Source organism: Streptomyces sp. NPDC090032 (assembly GCF_044748025.1).
In the GTDB taxonomy this organism is placed as follows: Bacteria; Actinomycetota; Actinomycetes; order Streptomycetales; family Streptomycetaceae; genus Streptomyces.
In genome coordinates this window covers 16,356-33,421 of record NZ_JBIVFF010000009.1, presented here as the reverse complement: position 1 = coordinate 33,421, position 17,066 = coordinate 16,356, and the positions used below count along the sequence as shown (strand labels likewise).

The following is a 17,066-nucleotide window of genomic DNA, read 5'->3' as shown; positions in this document are numbered from 1 at the left end:
TTGAACACCGCATGCGGCACCGCGTGTGGATACCGCATGTGAACACCGCTGCTCGTCTTGAGCACCGCGTGAACGCGGAGACTTTATCCCCCGGCCGCCCCGGACTTCCCCAAAGCACTTGTCTGAGGACCTGAGCTGTGACTAGCCTACTGCTCATGATCTTCCGCGGTCTCCTTCTTCTCGGCTGCCGCGGCGGGGCCTGACGCGACCGGCACCCCGCCGCGGGATGCCGTGCTGCCGGTCGTCGTCCGACCGAGCCGAAGGACACGTCACCTCATGACCACCGCCTACGACTGGAACCCGCAGCGGCCGGGCCCCATGCCGTACCACCGCTACCGCCCGCACCACGACCGCGTCGACGTCCCGGTGCGGGAGCGGAGCTGGCCGGGCGCCCGGATCGAGCGCGCGCCCCTGTGGGTCCCCGTCGATCTGCGCGACGGAAACCAGGCGCTCGCCGAACCGATGGACACCGGCCGCAAGCGCCGCTTCTTCGACCTGCTCGTCCGCACGGGGTTCAAGGAGATCGAGGTCGGCTACCCGTCCGCGAGCCGTACCGACTTCGACTTCGTACGCCACCTGGTGACGCCGGGCGCCGTCCCCGACGACGTCACGCCCGTCGTCTTCACGCCCGCGCGGCGCGATCTGATCGAGCGCACCTTCGCGTCGATCGAGGGCCTGCCGCGCGCGGTCGTCCATCTGTACATCCCGACCTCCCGCGTCTGGCGCGACGTCGTGCTCGGCCGGGACCGCGCGCAGGTGTGGGAGACCGTGCGGGACGCCGCCGCGCACATGGCGCGCCTCGCGGACGCCGGGCCCGGCGCGCACGTCCGCTTCCAGTTCGCCCCGGAGACCTTCAACGTCACCGAGCCGGACTTCGTCCTGGAGATCTGCGACGGCCTGACCGAGCTGTGGGACGCGAGCCCCGACCGGCCGGTCACGCACAACCTGCCCGCGACGGTCGAGATCGCGACACCAAACGTGTACGCGGACCAGATCGAGTACATGCACAGGAACCTGTCCCGCCGTGACTCGGTGATCCTTTCCGTGCATCCGCACAACGACCGCGGCACGGGCGTCGCCTGCGCCGAACTCGCGGTCCTCGCGGGCGCCCAGCGCGTCGAGGGCTGCCTCTTCGGCAACGGCGAGCGCACCGGCAACGTCGACCTGGTCACCCTGGCCATGAACCTGTACGCGCAGGGCGTCGACCCGATGCTCGACTTCTCCGACATCGACGCCGTACGGGAGGTGGTCGAGCACTGCAACCGGCTGCCCGTCCACCCCCGCCACCCCTACGGCGGCGACCTCGTCTACACGGCCTTCTCCGGGACGCACCAGGACGCGATCAGCAAGGGCCTCGCGCATCACGCGGCGTCCGCCGCCGCGGCCGGGGTCCCGGCGCGGGAGGCCCGCTGGGACGTGCCGTACCTGCCGATCGACCCGGCCGACGTGGGCCGCAGCTACGAGGCCGTCATCCGCGTCAACTCGCAGTCGGGCAAAGGCGGGATGGCGTATCTGCTCGCCACCCACCACGGCGTCGACCTGCCTGCGCGCATGCGGCCCGAGTACGCGCGCGTGGTCCAGGAGGCCACGGACGACAGCGGGCACGAGGCGAGTCCGAAGGACCTGTACGAGCTGTTCCGCGCGACCTATCTGGAGCCGGGGCGCGGCGCCGGGCACGTGTCCCTCACGGCGTGGTCCACGGACGGCGAGGGGCAGGCGCACCGGTTCGTGTGCACCCTCCAAGTGGGCGACCGGGCGGGCGACTTCGAGGGGCGGGGTGGCGGGACGCTCTCCGCGTTCGTGGACGCGCTCGGGGCGGCCGGGGTCGGCGTCGACATCGGCGTCGTCGACTTCACCGAGGACGCGCACGGCGAGGAGCCCACGGCGTACGCACAGTGCCGGGTCGACGGGGTGACGGCGTGGGGCGCGGGCCGTGACCCCGCACCGCTGGCGGCGTCGGTCCAGGCGGTCCTGGCGGCGGTCAACCGGGCGGTGGCGGCGCAATAGCACCGCGGGGGCGGTCGGGACGGGCTGCTCGCAGGTGCCCGCGAACGACTTCCGGGGCACGACATCGGTCGCCGCGGCGCTCGTGTCCAGCCACGCGATCCGCCGGCCGTCACCGAGTCGGTAGCCGAGGCGCTCATCGCCCGGCCGGGCGCCGTAGGACGGACAGGGCGGCCGGGTCGCTGTCCGGCCGGTCCACCAGAAGCGGGTGGACGGCGTCCTCCTCGGGGGCGAGTCCGAGCAGGGTGAGCAGCGAAACGTCCGCGCGTCCCGGCACCTCGGGCGCCGGGACGCGCGGACATGGCTGAGGTCTCGGCGCTCAGGCCTTGTTCAGGTTCGCCCAGAACTCGTCGAACGAGAGGACCTTGTCCCCGTTGGCGTCCTGCCGGGCGATGAGCGCCTCGGCGACCGACTCGGTGACGTGGAAGTCGCCCATCTGGGCCATCGCGCTCTTGTACTCGACCGCCGTGATGAAGCCGTCGCCGTCCGCGTCGAACCGCTGGAACGCCTTGCGTGCTTCCTCGATGTCCGCCACCGGGTCCACCCCTTCTTGCTGTAACACTGACGGGGTCAGATTAACTGCCGACCCGAGCGCGCAGTGCGGCGACCACCCAAGCGAACTCCTCGTTGTGCCGGGGCAGCGTTTCCAGGCCCCGCACCAGGGACACCAGGTCACGGAACCGGGCCACGTCGTCGTTGGCCGCGGCCTCCATGCGCTCCAGTACGGCGGCCAGGTCGGCGTCGGCGCCGAGCAGGCCCCGCAGCGCCTCATCCGCCGCGGGCGACTCGGGAGCGATGCCGCGCTCCCGCGCCTCCCCGGCGATCTGCACCAGGCGGCTCATGAACCACAGCGAGCTGCCCGGCGGCACGTCGGGCCCCCGGTCCGCGGCGTTGAACTCGATCATCCTGCGCATGTGCGCCCGGAAGTCCGGGTCCTGCATCAGCTCGGCCAGCTCGACCCACGCGTCGACCTGCCCGGCCGTCGGGTCGTCCGGCAGTTCGGGGACCATGACCCGCATCCGGGTGCGGATGTCCGGGTCGGCGGTGTCCAGGCCACCGAAGGTCTGCTCCATGAAGTCGTCGACGATGTGCTTGCGCTCGGCGGCGCTCAGCCGTGCCAGTTTGTTCATCAGGGCCATCTCCTCTGCGCTCGAGTTCCTCTTCGCGACGGTCGACAGGACGGCCCGGCTCAGCCGCAGCGAGCCGATCTGCGCGTCGAGTGCCGCCACGTGCGCGGCGGCCACGGTCGCGATGTCCGACTCCCCGTCCACCACCCGCCGTACGTCGTCCAGGCCGAGGCCCAACTCCCTGAGGGTGCGGATGAGTTCGAGCCGGGCGAGGGACTGGGCGTCGTACAGGCGGTAGCCGCCCGAACTGCGTCCGACGGGCGGCAGGGCGCCCACGTCGGACCAGTAGCGGATGGTGCGCACCGACAGGCCGGTGCGCCGGGACAGCTGCCCGATGGTGAGCAGCCGCGGGCGGTCGTCGGTCATGTGGAGGAGTCTGGACCTTCCAGTGGGTGGAGACTCAAGCGAGCCGAGGGGAACGTCATGGCGGGCACTGTGCGGGACATTCTGGACGCCGCGGCGCGGGGAGTCTTCCCTCCGCCGGACGGGGGCACGACGGTGGTGCCGCAGGCGGATGACCGCGATGCCGGGGTGCTGTCCTTCACCGCCCACTCCGTGGTGTTCACGGACGAGGACCCGGGGTGGGTGCACGAGACCCTGCGCGGCCTGGACTGCGATCCGCTGGCGGCGACGATGAATCCGCGGTTCCTCGGCGCGCTCCTGGAGCGGACGGGGCGCCGTCATGACACGACGGACCTGCTCACGGTGGCCCCGGCGCTGCCGGGCGGGCCACCGCTGGCCCTGAAGGAGATCGCGGACCCGGAGCATCCGCGGGTGGCGCGGGCGCGATCGCGCCGCGACGACGTGCGGATGTGGGCGGCGGACGGCGGGGTGCTGGTCCTCGGGCGCGGCGTCGCGGGCCGCTGGGAGACGGCGGTCGAGGTCGACGAGGAGGCGCGCCACCGGGGCCTCGGCCGGCTCCTCGCGGTGTCCGCCCGGCATCTGGTCCCGGGCGGCGGGCCGGTGTGGGCCCAGCAGTCCCCCGGGAACGCCCGCAGCGTGCGGGCGTTCCAGGCAGCGGGTTACCGTCCCGTCGGCGCGGAGGCGCTGTTCATCGCACCCCGGCATGATCCGAACGAGCGGCCCTAGCGGAAGATGCCGGTGTGGCCGAGCGAGTAGCGGCCGGGCTGCGGGTACACGGCCAGGCCGTGCGGGCCGGACTCGACGGGAATGCGGGCGATCTGCTTCCCCGTACGCGTGTCGATGGCGTACACCTCGGCGTTGTAACGGCCGGACAGCCAGAGGATCTTGCCGTCGGCGGAGACGCCGCCCATGTCGGGACTGCCGCCGCCGGGCAGCGTCCACTTCTTCGTCAGCTTGTTCTTCGTGAAGTCGAAGATGGAGATGGTGCCTTCGTCGCGGTTGGAGATGTACATCTCGCGGGAGTCCCTGCTGACGTAGAGCCCGTGGGCGCCCTTGCCGGTGGGCATGAGCCTGGGGGTGGTGAACTTCTTGCCGTCCAGGACCCAGACGCCGTTGGCCTTCATGTCGGCGATGTAGAAGGTCTTGCCGTCCGGGGAGATCTTGACGTCCTGCGGCATCGCGCCCTGGAACGGCAGCCGGTGCTGGGCGACGACCTTCATCGTCGCCGTGTCGACCTTGAGGAGGTCGCCGCTGAACTCGCAGGAGACGATGAAGTACCGGCCGTCGGCCGAGAAGTCGGCGTGGTTGACGCCGTAGCAGCTGACGGGCACGGTCTTGATCCGCTTCATGGTGTGCGCGTCACGGAAGACCAGCTCACGGTCGAGCGAGGCCATCACGATGGCGTACTTGCCGTCGGGCGTGAAGTAGAGGTTGTACGGGTCGTGCACGTCCACCCTCTTGCCCACCTTGCCGGTCTTCGGGTCGATCGGCGTGAGCGAGTTGCCCTTGTCGTTGTTGACCCACAGCGTCTTCATGTCCCAGGACGGCACGACGTGCTGCGGCTGGACACCGACCGGGATCGTCTCGATGACCTTGTACGTCCTGGGGTCGATGACGGAGACGGTGTCGGACTCGCTGTTGGGCACGTAGACGCGGGACGGGAAGCCCTTGACGGCCGGCGACAGCTTGTTGGGGCGGTCGGCGGCGTAGACGTCCTTGGGGTCGAGGACGGGCGGCATGCCGGGCAGGCTCTGCACGACCGGCTTCGGCTTCGGCTTCGGCTTGACGGCCTTGACGCCCTGCGTGCCGACCGCTTCGGTGGCCCGGTGCGCCTTGGGCTCGGCGCCGCAGCCCGCGAGGGCCGCGAGGGCCGTGGCGGCGGCGATCAGTACGGCGGTGGTGCGGGTGCGGCGGGGTGTCATGTCAGCAGCTCCGTGGTGGTCACCGCGGCAAGTCCGCGGCGGTCGAGGTCTTCCAGGAGGGCGGGGAGCGCAGCGACCGTGTCCGCGTAGCCGAAGTGCAGGCTCACGACCGAGCCTTCGCGGATCTCCGAGGTGACCTTCCGGGTCACCTCGGCGGCGCCCGGCGAGGTGAAGTCGAGGGAGTCGACGTCGTACGACAGGACGTGCGGGTAGCCGGCCGTGCGGGCCAGGCTCTCGACGAGCGGGGTCGCCCGCTGGGTGCGCGAGGGCCGGAACCAGGTGCCGATGGAGCCGGTGAGCCGGCGCAGGCGGTCCGCGCAGCCGGTGATCTCCGCGCGCGCCTCGGCCTCGGACATCGTGCTGATGTCGCGGTGGTTCAGGGTGTGGTTGCCCAGGTCGTGACCGCCGTCGAGGATGCGCCGGGCCACGGCGGGGTGCTCGTCGAGCCAGGTGCCCACGGCCAGGACGGTCACCCTGGCGTGGGCCCGCTCGGCCTCCTTGAGGAGCGCGTACGCGATGGCCGGGTCGCCCTGGCCGTGAAAGGTGAGGGCGACGCGGGGGTGGTCGCGGGGCCCGTGGTCGATCTGGGCGGGCTGCCCGGGGAAGCGGCGGGGGGCCGGGGCGGCGGGGGCCGCTCGGGCGGGGTGGGCCGGGCTCGCGGGGTGGGCCGGGGTAGCGGAGTGCCCGGCGGCCACCGGGTCGCCGGCGGTGGTGGAGCAGCCGGTGGTGAGGGCGGCGGCGGTGAGTCCGGCGCCGAAGCGGAGGGCTCCGCGGCGGTCGGTCGTGGTCACCCGCCCCATTTAAGGCCGATAAAGGACAAAAGGTACTTACCGACCCGGGCGTCTTAACAAATACTGGACGGGGGGATAAATAAATCTTTATTTGCCAGGCCCGTGGCTCACATCACCAAGGATTCATTTGGCCTGACGGGTCAAGATCTGCCATAGTCGGGAACACGACCCCCATTGACCCGGGCTCGGTCGTCGACAGCGGCCGTGGATAACACCCCCCACCTTCCACGGCGCTCCACGAAAGCCCCCGCGGCGCCCCACAAGGCGAAAACGGGGGCTTTCGTGCACCCCCGGAAACCGCACTCAGCGGTCGGCGACCCGCATCTCGAACCAGGTGGTCTTGCCGCGCGGCAGCAGATCCACACCCCAGCGATCGGAGAGCTTGTCGACCAGGCAGAGCCCGCGTCCGCTGATGTCGAGTTCATGGACGGGCATCAGACAGGGGAGGCCGCGCGAGGGGTCCCGCACCTCGACCCTGATCCAGCCGCGCCTGCGGACCATGCGTAGCCCGAAGATCCTGGCCCCCGTGTGCCGCACCGCGTTTCCGACGAGTTCGGAGACGAGCAGCACGACGTCCTCGGTCACCTTCGGGGAGAGTCCCCAGTGCCGCAGGACGACGACCTGGGCGAGCCTGCGCGCGGTCGCCGCCGACTCGGGCCGCGACGGCAGCGGCACCTCCGCCTCGGCCGGATTCCCGAACAACTCCAGTGCTTTCAGAGCCCGTTCGTCCTCGACCGCAGGCGACCAGCGCGCCGCGGTCGCACTCCCGTGCCTCCGCGGCTGTTCGATACCCTCCAGCCCCGCCATGCCCCCCATCATGGCTGCCCAGCGCGGGTTCCGGGGCCGTTCCTGCCGAATAAGCCCCCCGGAACCTTCCGTTCCGGGGGGCTGGTTTGGCATATGACGCTGGCAGTTAAGCCCTTGCCGCACACCCGCTGAGCTGCGGCGATCGCCCGATTCGGCCCGATCACCGACCGCCGCGGCCCCAACGGCCTTAAGGTTCCCTTAAGGCTGCGATAAACCGCTCCAACGAGGGACGGCGTTCAGACATCCCGTCAACTGCAAGTGGATCAGGGGAAGTTGATACGGGTCTCTCCGCGCGGTCGGCGCACCCGCGTACCGGTGCGCCGACGTATCCGCGTACCGGCTAGAGGAACTTGGCCTTGCCCGGGCCCTCCTCGACGAAGCTCCGCATCCCGCGCTCGCGGTCCTCGGTGGCGAACAGGCCCGCGAACCAGTTCCGCTCGACCGCGAGACCGGTGTCGATGTCCGTCTCCAGGCCCACGTCGATGGACTCCTTCGCGGCGCGCAGCGCGAGCGCCGGCCCCTTCGCCAGCTTCGCGGCCCAGGCGTGCGCCTGCTCGTAGACGTCCGCGGCGGGCACGACACGGTCCACCAGGCCGATGGCGAGGGCCTCTTCGGCCTTCACATGGCGGCCGGTGAAGATGAGGTCCTTCGCCTTGGAGGGGCCGACCAGGCGCGCGAGGCGCTGCGTGCCGCCCGCGCCGGGGATCAGGCCGAGCAGGATCTCGGGCTGGCCGAGCCGCGCGTCGTCGGCGGCGATGCGGAAGTCGGCGCACAGCGCGAGTTCGCAGCCGCCGCCGAGCGCGTAGCCGGTGACCGCGGCGACGACCGGCTTGGGGATGCGCGCGACGGCCGTGAAGGAGTCCTGCAGGGCGCGGGAGCGCACGATCATGGCCGCGTGGTCCATGGCCTGCATCTCTTTGATGTCCGCGCCGGCGGCGAACGCCTTGTCGCTGCCGCGGACGACCACGGCGCGTACGTCGTCGCGGCGCGCGGCCTCCTCGGCGAGTTCCTTGATGCGGTCCTGGGTGGCGACGTCCAGAGCGTTCATCGGCGGCCGGTCGAGCCGGATCGTGCCGACGCCTTCGGCGACTTCGAGGTGGGCAGTCATGGACAGCAGGTTAGTGCGCGTTAACGGGAGAGGCCCGGTGCACTTGGTCACAGTGCGCCGGGCCTCTCCACGTACAGGCGGATCAGGCCTTCCACTTCTCCCAGGACATGTTCCAGCCGTTGAAGCCGTTGTCCGGGGCCACCGTCCGGTCCTGCGAGTTCTTCACCTCGACGACGTCACCGATCATCGAGCTGTTGAAGAACCAGGCCGCCGGCACCTTGCTGTCGTAGCCGCCGCGCACGTCGCGCAGGCCCACGCAGCCGTGGCTGGCGTTGTAGTTGCCGAAGGCGCCGCCGCCCCAGTAGTTGCCGTGGATGAACGTCCCGGACGTCGTCAGGCGCATCGCGTGCGGCACGTCCTTGATGTCGTACTCGCCGCCGTAGCCGACCGTTTCGCCGTTCATCCGGGTCACCGTGAGCTTCTCGCTGATGACCATCTGGCCGTTCCACGTGGAGTAGCCCGGCTTGCCCGTGGTGATCGGGACCTTCTTGATGGTCTTGCCGTCGCGCTTCACGGTCATCATGTGCGTCTTGGCGTCGACCGTGGAGACCTGGCTGCGGCCGACCGTGAACTTCACGGTCTTGGCCTGCTTGCCGTAGACGCCCGGCCGGCCCTCGACGCCGTCGAGGTTGAGCTTGACCGTCACCTCGGTGCCCGCGGCCCAGTACTTCTCGGGGCGGAAGTCCAGGCGGTCGTTGCCGAACCAGTGGCCCTCGACCGGCACGGACGGCTCCGTCTTGATCTCGATGGCCTTCTCCACGTCCTCCGGGTGCGTGATGCCCCGCGTGAAGTGGACCGAGAACGGCATGCCGACGCCGACCTTCGAGCCGTCCTCCGGCGTGAACTGGCCGACGAACGTGTTCTTCGGGACCAGCGTCGTGAAGGCGGTGTCCTTCGCGGACGCGCGGCCCTCGGAGTCCTTCGCGACGGCGTGCACCTTGTACTTGGTGGAGGCGGCCAGGTGGTGGGCGGGGGTCCAGCCGGCCCCGCCGTCCACGATCTTGCCCTCGACCGGGTTGCCCTTGGTGTCGGCGACCTTCACCTCGGTCAACTTGCCCTTGTCGGCGGTGATCCGGAGGTCACCGCTGGTGGCCACGCCGTCCGCGCCGTCCTTGGGAGCGATGACGACGACGGCCTGGGACGGCTTGTTGGTGTCCGCCTTGCCCGAGTCGCCCTTGCCGTCGCTGCCCGAACCGCTGCCCCCTCCGCCGCAGGCCGTGGCCAGCAGCAGCGCGGCCCCCAGCAGGGCCCCCGATATCGGTCGTCGCCCGTTCACGATCTTGATCTCCCCTCGCGCAGGGCCGGTCAGGCCCCCACCCCAGCGCGCCCTGGCGCGCACTGCGAAAGATAACCACACGACCTGCGGTTATGGATCCCCACGTATGTCACCGTTCAGTCCCAACTGGTGGGGCTTTGAGGGGGCATGGGGCAGGGCGCCGGGCGGGGCGTGGGGCGGGGTGGCCGGCCGCGCGGGGATCAGTGGGCGGCCGAGCCCGCGGTCCAGTCCTTCCAGGTCATGTTCCAGCCGCCGAGCCCGTTGTCGGGAGCGACCGTCTTGTCGTCGCTGTTGACCACTTCGACCACGTCGCCGATGAGGGTGCGGTCGAAGAACCAGGCGGCGGGCGTGTCCGATGCGTCGGGGTCGCCGGCTTTCACATCGCGCAGCCCCACGCAGCCGTGGGTGATGTTGCTTTCGCCGAAGGCGTACTTCGTCCAGAAGTTGCCGTGCAGGAACGTGCCCGACGTCGTCAGCCGGATGGCGTGCGGCACCTCGGGGACGTTGTACTCGCCGCCGAACCCGACGGTGCGGCTGTCCATCCGGGTCACCTCGAGCATCTCGCTGACGACCATCTTCCCGTTGTACGTGGGAGTCTTGGGTGCCCCGGCGGTGATGGGGAGGGTGTCGAGGAGTTCACCGTCGCGGCGTACCTCCATGGTGTCGTCGGCCGCGTCCACCGTGCTGATCTGACTACGGCCGATGGTGAAGCCGATCTTCTTGTGCTGGATGCCGAACACGCCGGGGGCTCCCTCCACGTCGCGCAGCCCCAGATCGACCGTCACCTTCGTGCCCGGCTCCCAGTAGGCGCGCGGCCGGAAGTCGAGGCGGGACTTGCCGAACCAGTGCGGGGCGATGTCCACGGCGGGCTTCGCCGTGACGCGGATGGCGCGTTCGACGGCGGCACGGTTCTCGATGGGCCTGTTGAACTCGAGCGAGACAATCATGCCGGTGCCTACGGTGGAACGGTTCTCCGGCGTCATGTAGCCGACGAACCGCTTGTCCGGGACGGACGTCGTGAAGGTGGTGTGGCGGGCCGAACGGTGGTTGTCCTCGTCGACCGCCACCACGTCCACGGTGTACTTGGCGGCGCCCGCGAGCCGCTTCGCGGTCGGCCGCCATCGCGTGCCGTCCTCGTCGATCCGGCCGGGGACCGGGGCCTGCTGTCCGTCCTGGAACTTCATGACCTTGACCGATTCCAGGTGGCCGTCCGGCAACTTCACCTCCATCGGCCCATCGGTCCGTACGTTCTTGGCCTCGTTGGCCGGGACGACCTTGATCGCTTCCTCGGGGGATCGCGGCTTGCCGAACAGAGAGTCGGCGGCGCTGCATCCGGTGACTCCGGTCAGCACCACCGCCCAGGTCAGTACGGCGGCCAGCGCGGCCCCTGCGCGTCTCACATCAGTTCTCACGCCAGGCTCAACGACCGTCACCCCGCCGGGGAAACGTGAGTGCGACCCAAGCTCTGGGCAGAACACTGGGGAGGACGACGCGACGGGGAGCCGCGGCCGGGACGCCGCACGCCCTTCCCCTGCCGGTGGCGCCGGCCCGACCGAGCCGCGGGAGGCATGACAGGTGGCGAGCGCACCCGAGCAGGAGGCACCACAGGATGCCCTGGTGGAACGGCCCGCGGGGGTTCCGCAGGCGCGCTCCGCGACCGGAAGGAAGGGCCGCCGCACGAGGGAGCGGCCGCCGCCCGTCGAGCCGGTGTGGCCGGGCGCCCCGACCCCGCTGGGCGCGCGCTTCCGGGTCGGACCGGACGGCACGGCGGGCACCAACTTCGCGCTCTGGGCGGGCGGCGCTGAGTCGGTCGACCTCTGTCTCTTCGACGAGGCGGGCCGCGAGCGGCGCGCCCCGCTGACCGAGCTGACGCACGAGATCTGGCACGGCTTCGTACCCGGCGTGCTGCCGGGGCAGCGGTACGGGTTCCGGGTGCACGGCCGCTGGGACCCGTGGACCGGCGCCCGCTGGAACCCGGCGAAGCTGCTCCTCGACCCGTACGCGCGCGCCGTGGACGGCGACTTCACGCTGCCGCCCGAGGTGTACGGCCATGTGCGTGACTGGCCCGAGCAGCACGTGGCCGACACCGTGCGCGACGACCGGGACTCGGCGCCGTACGTCCCCAAGGGGGTGGTCGTCCACGACGACGCGCCCGACGACGAGTGGGCCGACGACCGCCGTCCGAAGACGCCGTGGGCGGACTCGGTGATCTACGAACTGCATGTGAAGGGTTTCACCAAGCTGCATCCGGGGATCCCGCGGGAGCTGCGGGGGACGTATGCGGGGCTCGCGCATCCCGCGGCCGTGGAGCATCTGGTGAAGCTGGGGGTGACGGCGGTCGAGCTGCTTCCCGTGCACCAGTTCGCCCACGAGGACCACCTGCTGCGACGGGGGCTGCGCAACTACTGGGGCTACAACTCGATCGGCTACTTCGCCCCGCACGCGGGGTACGCGGCGTCCGGGACCGGCGGGCAGCAGGTCGGTGAGTTCAAGCGGATGGTGCGGGCGCTGCACGAGGCCGGGATCGAGGTCATCCTCGACGTGGTCTACAACCACACGGCGGAGGCGGGCGAGCTGGGCCCGACGCTGTCCCTGAAGGGCATCGACAACCGCGGCTACTACCGCCTCCAGGACGACGCGCGCCGGTACGCGGACTACACGGGCTGCGGCAACACCCTGCACGTCGTGCAGCCGCACGTGCTGCGTCTGCTGACCGACTCCCTGCGCTACTGGGTGACGGAGATGGGTGTGGACGGGTTCCGCTTCGACCTGGCGGCGGCGCTCGCCCGCTCGATGCACGACGTGGACATGCTGTCGCCGTTCCTCGCGGTGATCGCGCAGGACCCGGTCCTGCGGCGGGTGAAGCTGATCGCGGAGCCCTGGGACGTCGGCTCGGGCGGCTACCAGGTCGGCGCCTTCCCGCCCCTGTGGACGGAGTGGAACGACCGCTACCGCAATGCCGTACGGGACTTCTGGCGCGGCGCCCTGCCGGACGTGCGGGACCTGGGCTATCGCCTGTCCGGGTCGAGCGACCTGTACGCGTGGGGCGGGCGGCGCCCGTACGCGTCGGTCAACTTCGTCACCGCCCACGACGGGTTCACGCTGCGCGACCTGGTGTCGTACGGCCGCAAGCACAACGAGGCCAACGGCGAGGGCAATCGCGACGGCACCGACGACAACCGTGCCTGGAACTGCGGCGCGGAGGGCGAGACGTCGGACGAGGACGTACTCGCCCTGCGCAGGCGGCAGTTGAGGAATCTGCTGACGACGCTGCTGCTGTCCACCGGGGTGCCGATGCTCGTCGCCGGTGACGAGCTGGGGCGCACGCAGAACGGCAACAACAACGCGTACTGCCAGGACAACGAGATGAGCTGGGTGGACTGGTCGCTTCTCGAAGAGCCGAGATGGCGGGCCCTGTTCGACCTCACCTCGCGGCTGATCGCGCTGCGGCACGCGCATCCGGTGCTGCGGCGGCGGGCGTTCTTCTCCGGGCGCGCGCACTCGGCGGACGGGCTGCGGGACCTCGCGTGGTTCACGGCCCGCGGCACGGAGATGACGGAGCGGGACTGGTACGCGCCGGCGGCGACGCTCGGGATGTACCTCTCCGGGCGCGACATCCCGGGCCGCGACGCGCTGGGGGCGCCCGTGACGGACGACAGCTTCCTCGCGGTCCTGCACGCCGGGGACCGCCCGGAGAGCTGTGTCCTGCCCGGCGGGCCGTGGGCGCGCGCGTACGAGGTCGTGGTGGACACGTCGCTGGAGGGGCAGGAGGACGCGCCGGCGGTGACGCACGCGGCGGGGGCGGTGATCACCGTGCCGGGCCGGACGGTCCTGCTGCTGCGGGTGCTTCCGATATCGCCCTCCGACAACGGGGAGGGCCCTGGCCGGTAACCGCTAGCCGAGGATCTTCCGGTCGTACGCGACGGCGACCGCCGCCGCGCGGTCCTTCACGCCCAACTTGCCGTAGACGTGGGTGAGATGGGTCTTCACGGTCGCCTCGCTGATGAACAGGACGCGGGCGATCTCCTTGTTCGACGTGCCCTTGGCGACCAGGGCGAGGACCTCGCGCTCGCGGGCCGAGAGGGGTTCGTCGGCCGGGGCGGCCGGGGTGCGGACCGCGGTGACCAGACGGGAGGCGACCGCCGGGGACAGCACGGTGCGGCCGTCGGCGGCGGCGCGCACGGCCGTGAACAGCTCCTCGCGCGGGGCGTCCTTGAGGAGGTAGCCGGTGGCGCCCGCCTCGATCGCGGGCAGCGTGTCCGAGTCCGTGTCGTACGTGGTGAGGACGAGGACGCGGGAGCGGGCGCCCCGGCGGGTGAGTTCCTTGATGGCGTCCACGCCGTTCCCGCCGGGCATGCGCAGGTCCATCAGGACGACGTCCGGGTCGAGGCGGTCGGTCAGTTCGACGGCCTCGACGCCGTTCGACGCCTCGCCGAGGACCGTGAAGTCACCGGCCGACTCGAACATGCCGCGCAGGCCGTCCCGTACGACGGGGTGGTCGTCGACGATCAGCAGGGAGATGACGGAGTCACTGGTCATGGCGCACCAACGGTACGCGAGCCGAGACGGCCGTGCCCCCGCCCGGCTCCGACTCGACCGTCAGCGCGCCCGCGATGCGTTCGGCCCGCGCCCGCATCCCGTCGAGGCCGAAGCCGCCGGTGCCGGTGCGGGCGGGCAGCTCCAGGGGGTCGAAGCCGCGGCCGTCGTCGCGTACGTCGAGGGTGACCTCGCCCGCCATGTAGGAGAGCGTGACGCCGAGCCGTCCGGCGTGGGCGTGCCGTGCCGCGTTCGACAGGGCCTCCTCGACGATGCGCAGGAGGGTCGCCTCGATCTCGTCGTGCAGCTGCTCCGTGGTGCCGGTGACGGTGAACTCGGCACGTACGCCGGTGCGCCGGGACCACCCGGCGACGGTCTTCTTCAGCGCCTCGGGCAGGGAGGCGTTCTCCAGGGCCGCCGGGGAGAGGTTGTGCACGGAGCGGCGGGCCTCGCCGAGGCTGTGCCGGGCGAGGTCGGCGGCGCGGTCCAGGTGCCGGCGGGCCTGTGCCGGGTCGGCGGTGCCCGCGACGACCTGGAGCTGGGCGATGATCCCCGTCAGGCCCTGCGCGATGGTGTCGTGGATCTCGGCGGCGAGGCGGCGGCGCTCGTCGGCGACGCCCGCTTCCCTTGCCTGGACGAGGAGTTGGGTGTGGAGCTGGGCGTTCTCGTCCAGGGCCTGCTGGAGCGCGGTGTTCGTGCGTTCCAGTTCGTCGATGGTCTCGATCTGGATGCGGGCCTGTTCCTTCTCCTTGTTGTTGATGTGGCCCATGAACCCGACCAGGACGGAGTTGACGGCCAGCAGCCCGCCGAACAGGACCCAGCCGGCCGAGTTGTCCGGCGGCAGGCCGCCGGACTGGGAACCCGCCACGACGACGATCGCGGCGAACAGGCCCGGCCTGACCTGGCGGCGCGGCAGCAGCCGCTCGACGTCGAAGTAGCCGCAGGCCGCGTAGAACACGTAGAACGGGTTGATCAGGGAGCCGACGAAGGCGATGGCCCAGCGGACCCAGTAGTAGAAGACGCCGGCGCGGGTCGGGCCCGGCCTGGTGCGCATGGCCCGGCTCCACCACAGCTGGAGGGCGAGCGCGCCGGCGGACAGGGGCCAGAAGACGTACCAGTCGGTCCGGTCCATGCCGACGACGTCGGCCGTCGCGACGGACAGGACGACACCGACGACGAGCAGGCCGAAGGGGCCGTAGCGGTGGAAGTTGGCCCAGCGCTCCGCGACCGTCCTGGCCGCCTCTGCGGCTGCGCCGCCCTGGTCCGTTCCCGTCGTCATGCACCCAGTCTGCACGGCCGCGCCTGTGGTCATCGGCTCACTCCCAGCGGAACCAGCGGGCGGCGGCACCCGACAGCAGCACCGCCCAGACGACCAGCACGGCCAGGTGCGACCAGGGCCAGCCACCGGTGGCGGCCTCGCTCATGGCCTGGGACGCGGCGCCGAACGGCGTGAGCTCGACGACGCTCGCCAGCGTGTGCGGCATCGACTGCACCGGGAGCCACACCCCTGCGCAGAACATGCTCGGGAAGAACACGGTGGAGCCGATGGCGCTCGCGACCTTCGCGGTGCGGGCGCGGGCGGCGACCAGCGCGCCGAGCGACAGGGCGACCACGATCGAGAGCAGGAGGGCGAGCGCGTACCCGACGGCCTGCTGCGGCAGCCGCACGTCGAACGCGAGCCGCCCGATGGCGAGCGAGACCAGCGACGAGGCGAGCGCCGCGACACCGTGGATGGTCATCTGCGCGCCGAGCAGCGCGGGCGGCTGCACCGGCGTGGTCGACATGCGGCGCAGGATGCCGCGCTCCCGGTAGCCGGCGATGACCGGCGCCATCGCCTGCAGGCCCGCGACGATCATCGGGAGCAGCACGGTGACGGGCACGTACGCGTCGATGAGGCGCAACCCGGCCGGGCCCGAGTCGGCCTCGCGGAAGGCGGGGATGGAGCCGAGGATCACCAGCAGCACGGGCGGGAAGACCATGACGCCGAAGAGGCTGCCGGGTTCGCGCAGGAACAGGCGGATCTCGCTCTTGAGGACGGCGGAGTTGGCCCCGCGCCCCCGTACAAGGGTGGTGGCAGTGGCGGTGGTCATGACTGGCCCGCTCCCGTCAGATCGAGGAACGCGTCGTCCAACGTGGCGTCGGCGACACGGAGTTGGTGGGCGGTGACGTGGTGCCGGGCGAGCAGCGTGATCACGGCGTTGACCGTCTCGTCGCTGCCGGTGAGGGTGACCCGGCCGTCCCGGTGGTCGGTGGAGGCGAGCCCCGGCAGGCCGGCCAGCTCGCGCTCGTCGAGCGGCGCGGACGGCGTGAAGGAGATGACGGTCGCCCCCGCGGCCTGGCGGATCAGCCCGGCCGGGGTGTCGAGCGCGGCGATCCTGCCCTGGTCGATCACGGCGATCCGGTCGCAGAGGCGCTGTGCCTCCTCCATGAAGTGGGTGACGAGCAGGACGGTGACGCCGCTGTCGCGGACGTCCTCGATGAGCTGCCAGGTGTCGCGGCGGGCGCGCGGGTCGAGGCCGGTCGTCAGCTCGTCGAGGACGACGACGCGCGGGTTCCCGATCAGCGCGAGCGCGATGAACAGGCGTTGTTTCTGGCCGCCGCTGAGCTTCGCGAACCGGGTGCCGAGCTTGTCGGTGAGACGCAGGCGCTCGGCCAGGGGGCGCCAGTCGGCGGGGTTCGGGTAGAACGCCGCGTACAGTTCGAGCGCCTCGCGGACGGTGAGTTTCGCCTGGAGTTCGCTCTCCTGGAGCTGGGCGCCGAGGATCTCGGTGACGCGGTCGTGGTCGGCGACGGGGTCGAGGCCCGCGACGCGGACGCGTCCGGCGTCGGGGACGCGCAGCCCCTCGACGCACTCGACCGCGGTCGTCTTGCCGGCGCCGTTCGGGCCGAGGATGCCGAAGATCTCGCCCTCCCCGACGGTGAACGACAGGTCGTCCACGACGGCCCGCCCGGCGTAGACCTTGCGGAGCCCGGCGACCTCGATCAGGGGCCGCTCGCCCCGTACTGCGCTGTGTGTCGTCGTCATGCTCCGAGAATCCCCGCGCGGGACCCTCCCGGGCATCGCCCAACGCGCTCGAAGGGGCATCAGCCGATCGGTTGATACGGCGCTACGACTCCTGTGGGGCCGGCCGA

Annotated in this window: 16 protein-coding genes; 3 read left to right on the top strand and 13 right to left on the bottom strand. The window is 71.2% G+C overall.

Annotated features, from left to right (window positions below; genetic code table 11):
- The first annotated feature begins 276 nt into the window (after positions 1-276).
- Positions 277-2,007, top strand: coding sequence for a 2-isopropylmalate synthase (locus tag ACIPWY_RS22985; RefSeq protein WP_401534700.1), 1,731 nt, complete (start codon positions 277-279; stop codon positions 2,005-2,007).
- 133 nt (positions 2,008-2,140) lie between these two features.
- Here the strand turns inward: ACIPWY_RS22985 and ACIPWY_RS22980 are convergent, their stop codons facing one another.
- Genes ACIPWY_RS22980 through ACIPWY_RS22970 form a run of 3 tightly spaced genes read right to left on the bottom strand, consistent with a single transcriptional unit; the run spans position 2,141 to position 3,497 of the window.
- Entirely contained in the window at positions 2,141-2,281 is a 141-nt protein-coding gene (locus tag ACIPWY_RS22980) for a hypothetical protein (protein WP_362904535.1), read from the bottom strand.
- 42 nt (positions 2,282-2,323) lie between these two features.
- Positions 2,324-2,539 carry an EF-hand domain-containing protein gene (locus ACIPWY_RS22975; RefSeq protein ID WP_362904533.1) on the bottom strand — a complete coding sequence of 72 codons (216 nt, stop codon included), beginning with the start codon at positions 2,537-2,539 and terminating at the stop codon, positions 2,324-2,326.
- Positions 2,540-2,579: 40 nt separating this feature from the next.
- Positions 2,580-3,497 (bottom strand): MerR family transcriptional regulator, encoded by a 918-nt coding sequence (locus ACIPWY_RS22970; RefSeq protein WP_362904531.1) that lies wholly within the window; start codon positions 3,495-3,497, stop codon positions 2,580-2,582.
- A gap of 57 nt (positions 3,498-3,554) precedes the next feature.
- Between ACIPWY_RS22970 and ACIPWY_RS22965 the strand changes: the two genes are divergently transcribed.
- On the top strand, positions 3,555-4,220 hold the full coding sequence (locus tag ACIPWY_RS22965; protein WP_362904529.1) for a GNAT family N-acetyltransferase: 666 nt from the start codon (positions 3,555-3,557) through the stop codon (positions 4,218-4,220).
- Here the strand turns inward: ACIPWY_RS22965 and ACIPWY_RS22960 are convergent.
- The 6 genes from ACIPWY_RS22960 to ACIPWY_RS22935 all read right to left on the bottom strand — a co-directional run bounded on the left by ACIPWY_RS22960 (position 4,217) and on the right by ACIPWY_RS22935 (position 10,798).
- Positions 4,217-5,416: a hypothetical protein gene (locus tag ACIPWY_RS22960; RefSeq protein WP_362904527.1), complete on the bottom strand. Its 1,200-nt coding sequence runs from the start codon at positions 5,414-5,416 to the stop codon at positions 4,217-4,219. The genes ACIPWY_RS22965 and ACIPWY_RS22960 overlap by 4 nt on opposite strands.
- Positions 5,413-6,216 carry a polysaccharide deacetylase family protein gene (locus ACIPWY_RS22955; RefSeq protein ID WP_362904525.1) on the bottom strand — a complete coding sequence of 268 codons (804 nt, stop codon included), beginning with the start codon at positions 6,214-6,216 and terminating at the stop codon, positions 5,413-5,415. Before ACIPWY_RS22955 ends, ACIPWY_RS22960 begins: the two co-directional genes overlap by 4 nt.
- Before the next feature lie 294 nt (positions 6,217-6,510).
- Positions 6,511-7,014, bottom strand: coding sequence for an ATP-binding protein (locus ACIPWY_RS22950; protein ID WP_362904523.1), 504 nt, complete (start codon positions 7,012-7,014; stop codon positions 6,511-6,513).
- A gap of 340 nt (positions 7,015-7,354) precedes the next feature.
- Entirely contained in the window at positions 7,355-8,122 is a 768-nt protein-coding gene (locus tag ACIPWY_RS22945; protein ID WP_362904521.1) for an enoyl-CoA hydratase-related protein, read from the bottom strand.
- Positions 8,123-8,204: 82 nt separating this feature from the next.
- Positions 8,205-9,398 carry an Ig-like domain-containing protein gene (locus ACIPWY_RS22940; protein WP_362904519.1) on the bottom strand — a complete coding sequence of 398 codons (1,194 nt, stop codon included), beginning with the start codon at positions 9,396-9,398 and terminating at the stop codon, positions 8,205-8,207.
- A gap of 200 nt (positions 9,399-9,598) precedes the next feature.
- On the bottom strand, positions 9,599-10,798 hold the full coding sequence (locus ACIPWY_RS22935; protein WP_393704117.1) for an Ig-like domain-containing protein: 1,200 nt from the start codon (positions 10,796-10,798) through the stop codon (positions 9,599-9,601).
- Between the two features lie 175 nt (positions 10,799-10,973).
- On the opposite strand from ACIPWY_RS22935, the gene glgX reads away from it, so the two are divergent.
- Positions 10,974-13,289 carry a glycogen debranching protein GlgX gene (gene glgX / locus ACIPWY_RS22930; protein ID WP_401534690.1) on the top strand — a complete coding sequence of 772 codons (2,316 nt, stop codon included), beginning with the start codon at positions 10,974-10,976 and terminating at the stop codon, positions 13,287-13,289.
- 3 nt (positions 13,290-13,292) lie between these two features.
- On the opposite strand, the gene ACIPWY_RS22925 is transcribed toward glgX, so the two are convergent.
- The 4 genes from ACIPWY_RS22925 to ACIPWY_RS22910 are packed head-to-tail and all read right to left on the bottom strand — an operon-like array spanning position 13,293 to position 16,959.
- On the bottom strand, positions 13,293-13,937 hold the full coding sequence (locus ACIPWY_RS22925; protein ID WP_362904513.1) for a response regulator transcription factor: 645 nt from the start codon (positions 13,935-13,937) through the stop codon (positions 13,293-13,295).
- Positions 13,927-15,213, bottom strand: a complete 1,287-nt coding sequence (locus ACIPWY_RS22920; RefSeq protein WP_362904510.1) for a sensor histidine kinase — start codon at positions 15,211-15,213, stop codon at positions 13,927-13,929. Before ACIPWY_RS22920 ends, ACIPWY_RS22925 begins: the two co-directional genes overlap by 11 nt.
- A gap of 37 nt (positions 15,214-15,250) precedes the next feature.
- Positions 15,251-16,024 (bottom strand): ABC transporter permease, encoded by a 774-nt coding sequence (locus ACIPWY_RS22915; RefSeq protein ID WP_362904508.1) that lies wholly within the window; start codon positions 16,022-16,024, stop codon positions 15,251-15,253.
- Positions 16,021-16,959, bottom strand: coding sequence for an ABC transporter ATP-binding protein (locus ACIPWY_RS22910; protein ID WP_362904506.1), 939 nt, complete (start codon positions 16,957-16,959; stop codon positions 16,021-16,023). The genes ACIPWY_RS22915 and ACIPWY_RS22910 overlap by 4 nt, the downstream gene beginning before the upstream one ends.
- Positions 16,960-17,066 lie beyond the last annotated feature (107 nt).

What these genes read in the sequence shown, in the direction of transcription:
- ACIPWY_RS22985 (WP_401534700.1), top strand. Translation starts at nt 277, where the DNA reads ATGACCACCGCCTACGACTGGAACCCGCAGCGGCCGGGCCCCATGCCG.
- ACIPWY_RS22970 (WP_362904531.1), bottom strand. Translation starts at nt 3,497, where the DNA reads ATGACCGACGACCGCCCGCGGCTGCTCACCATCGGGCAGCTGTCCCGG.
- ACIPWY_RS22965 (WP_362904529.1), top strand. Translation starts at nt 3,555, where the DNA reads ATGGCGGGCACTGTGCGGGACATTCTGGACGCCGCGGCGCGGGGAGTC.
- ACIPWY_RS22960 (WP_362904527.1), bottom strand. Translation starts at nt 5,416, where the DNA reads ATGACACCCCGCCGCACCCGCACCACCGCCGTACTGATCGCCGCCGCC.
- ACIPWY_RS22955 (WP_362904525.1), bottom strand. Translation starts at nt 6,216, where the DNA reads ATGGGGCGGGTGACCACGACCGACCGCCGCGGAGCCCTCCGCTTCGGC.
- ACIPWY_RS22950 (WP_362904523.1), bottom strand. Translation starts at nt 7,014, where the DNA reads ATGGCGGGGCTGGAGGGTATCGAACAGCCGCGGAGGCACGGGAGTGCG.
- ACIPWY_RS22945 (WP_362904521.1), bottom strand. Translation starts at nt 8,122, where the DNA reads ATGACTGCCCACCTCGAAGTCGCCGAAGGCGTCGGCACGATCCGGCTC.
- ACIPWY_RS22925 (WP_362904513.1), bottom strand. Translation starts at nt 13,937, where the DNA reads ATGACCAGTGACTCCGTCATCTCCCTGCTGATCGTCGACGACCACCCC.
- ACIPWY_RS22920 (WP_362904510.1), bottom strand. Translation starts at nt 15,213, where the DNA reads ATGACGACGGGAACGGACCAGGGCGGCGCAGCCGCAGAGGCGGCCAGG.
- ACIPWY_RS22915 (WP_362904508.1), bottom strand. Translation starts at nt 16,024, where the DNA reads ATGACCACCGCCACTGCCACCACCCTTGTACGGGGGCGCGGGGCCAAC.
- ACIPWY_RS22910 (WP_362904506.1), bottom strand. Translation starts at nt 16,959, where the DNA reads ATGACGACGACACACAGCGCAGTACGGGGCGAGCGGCCCCTGATCGAG.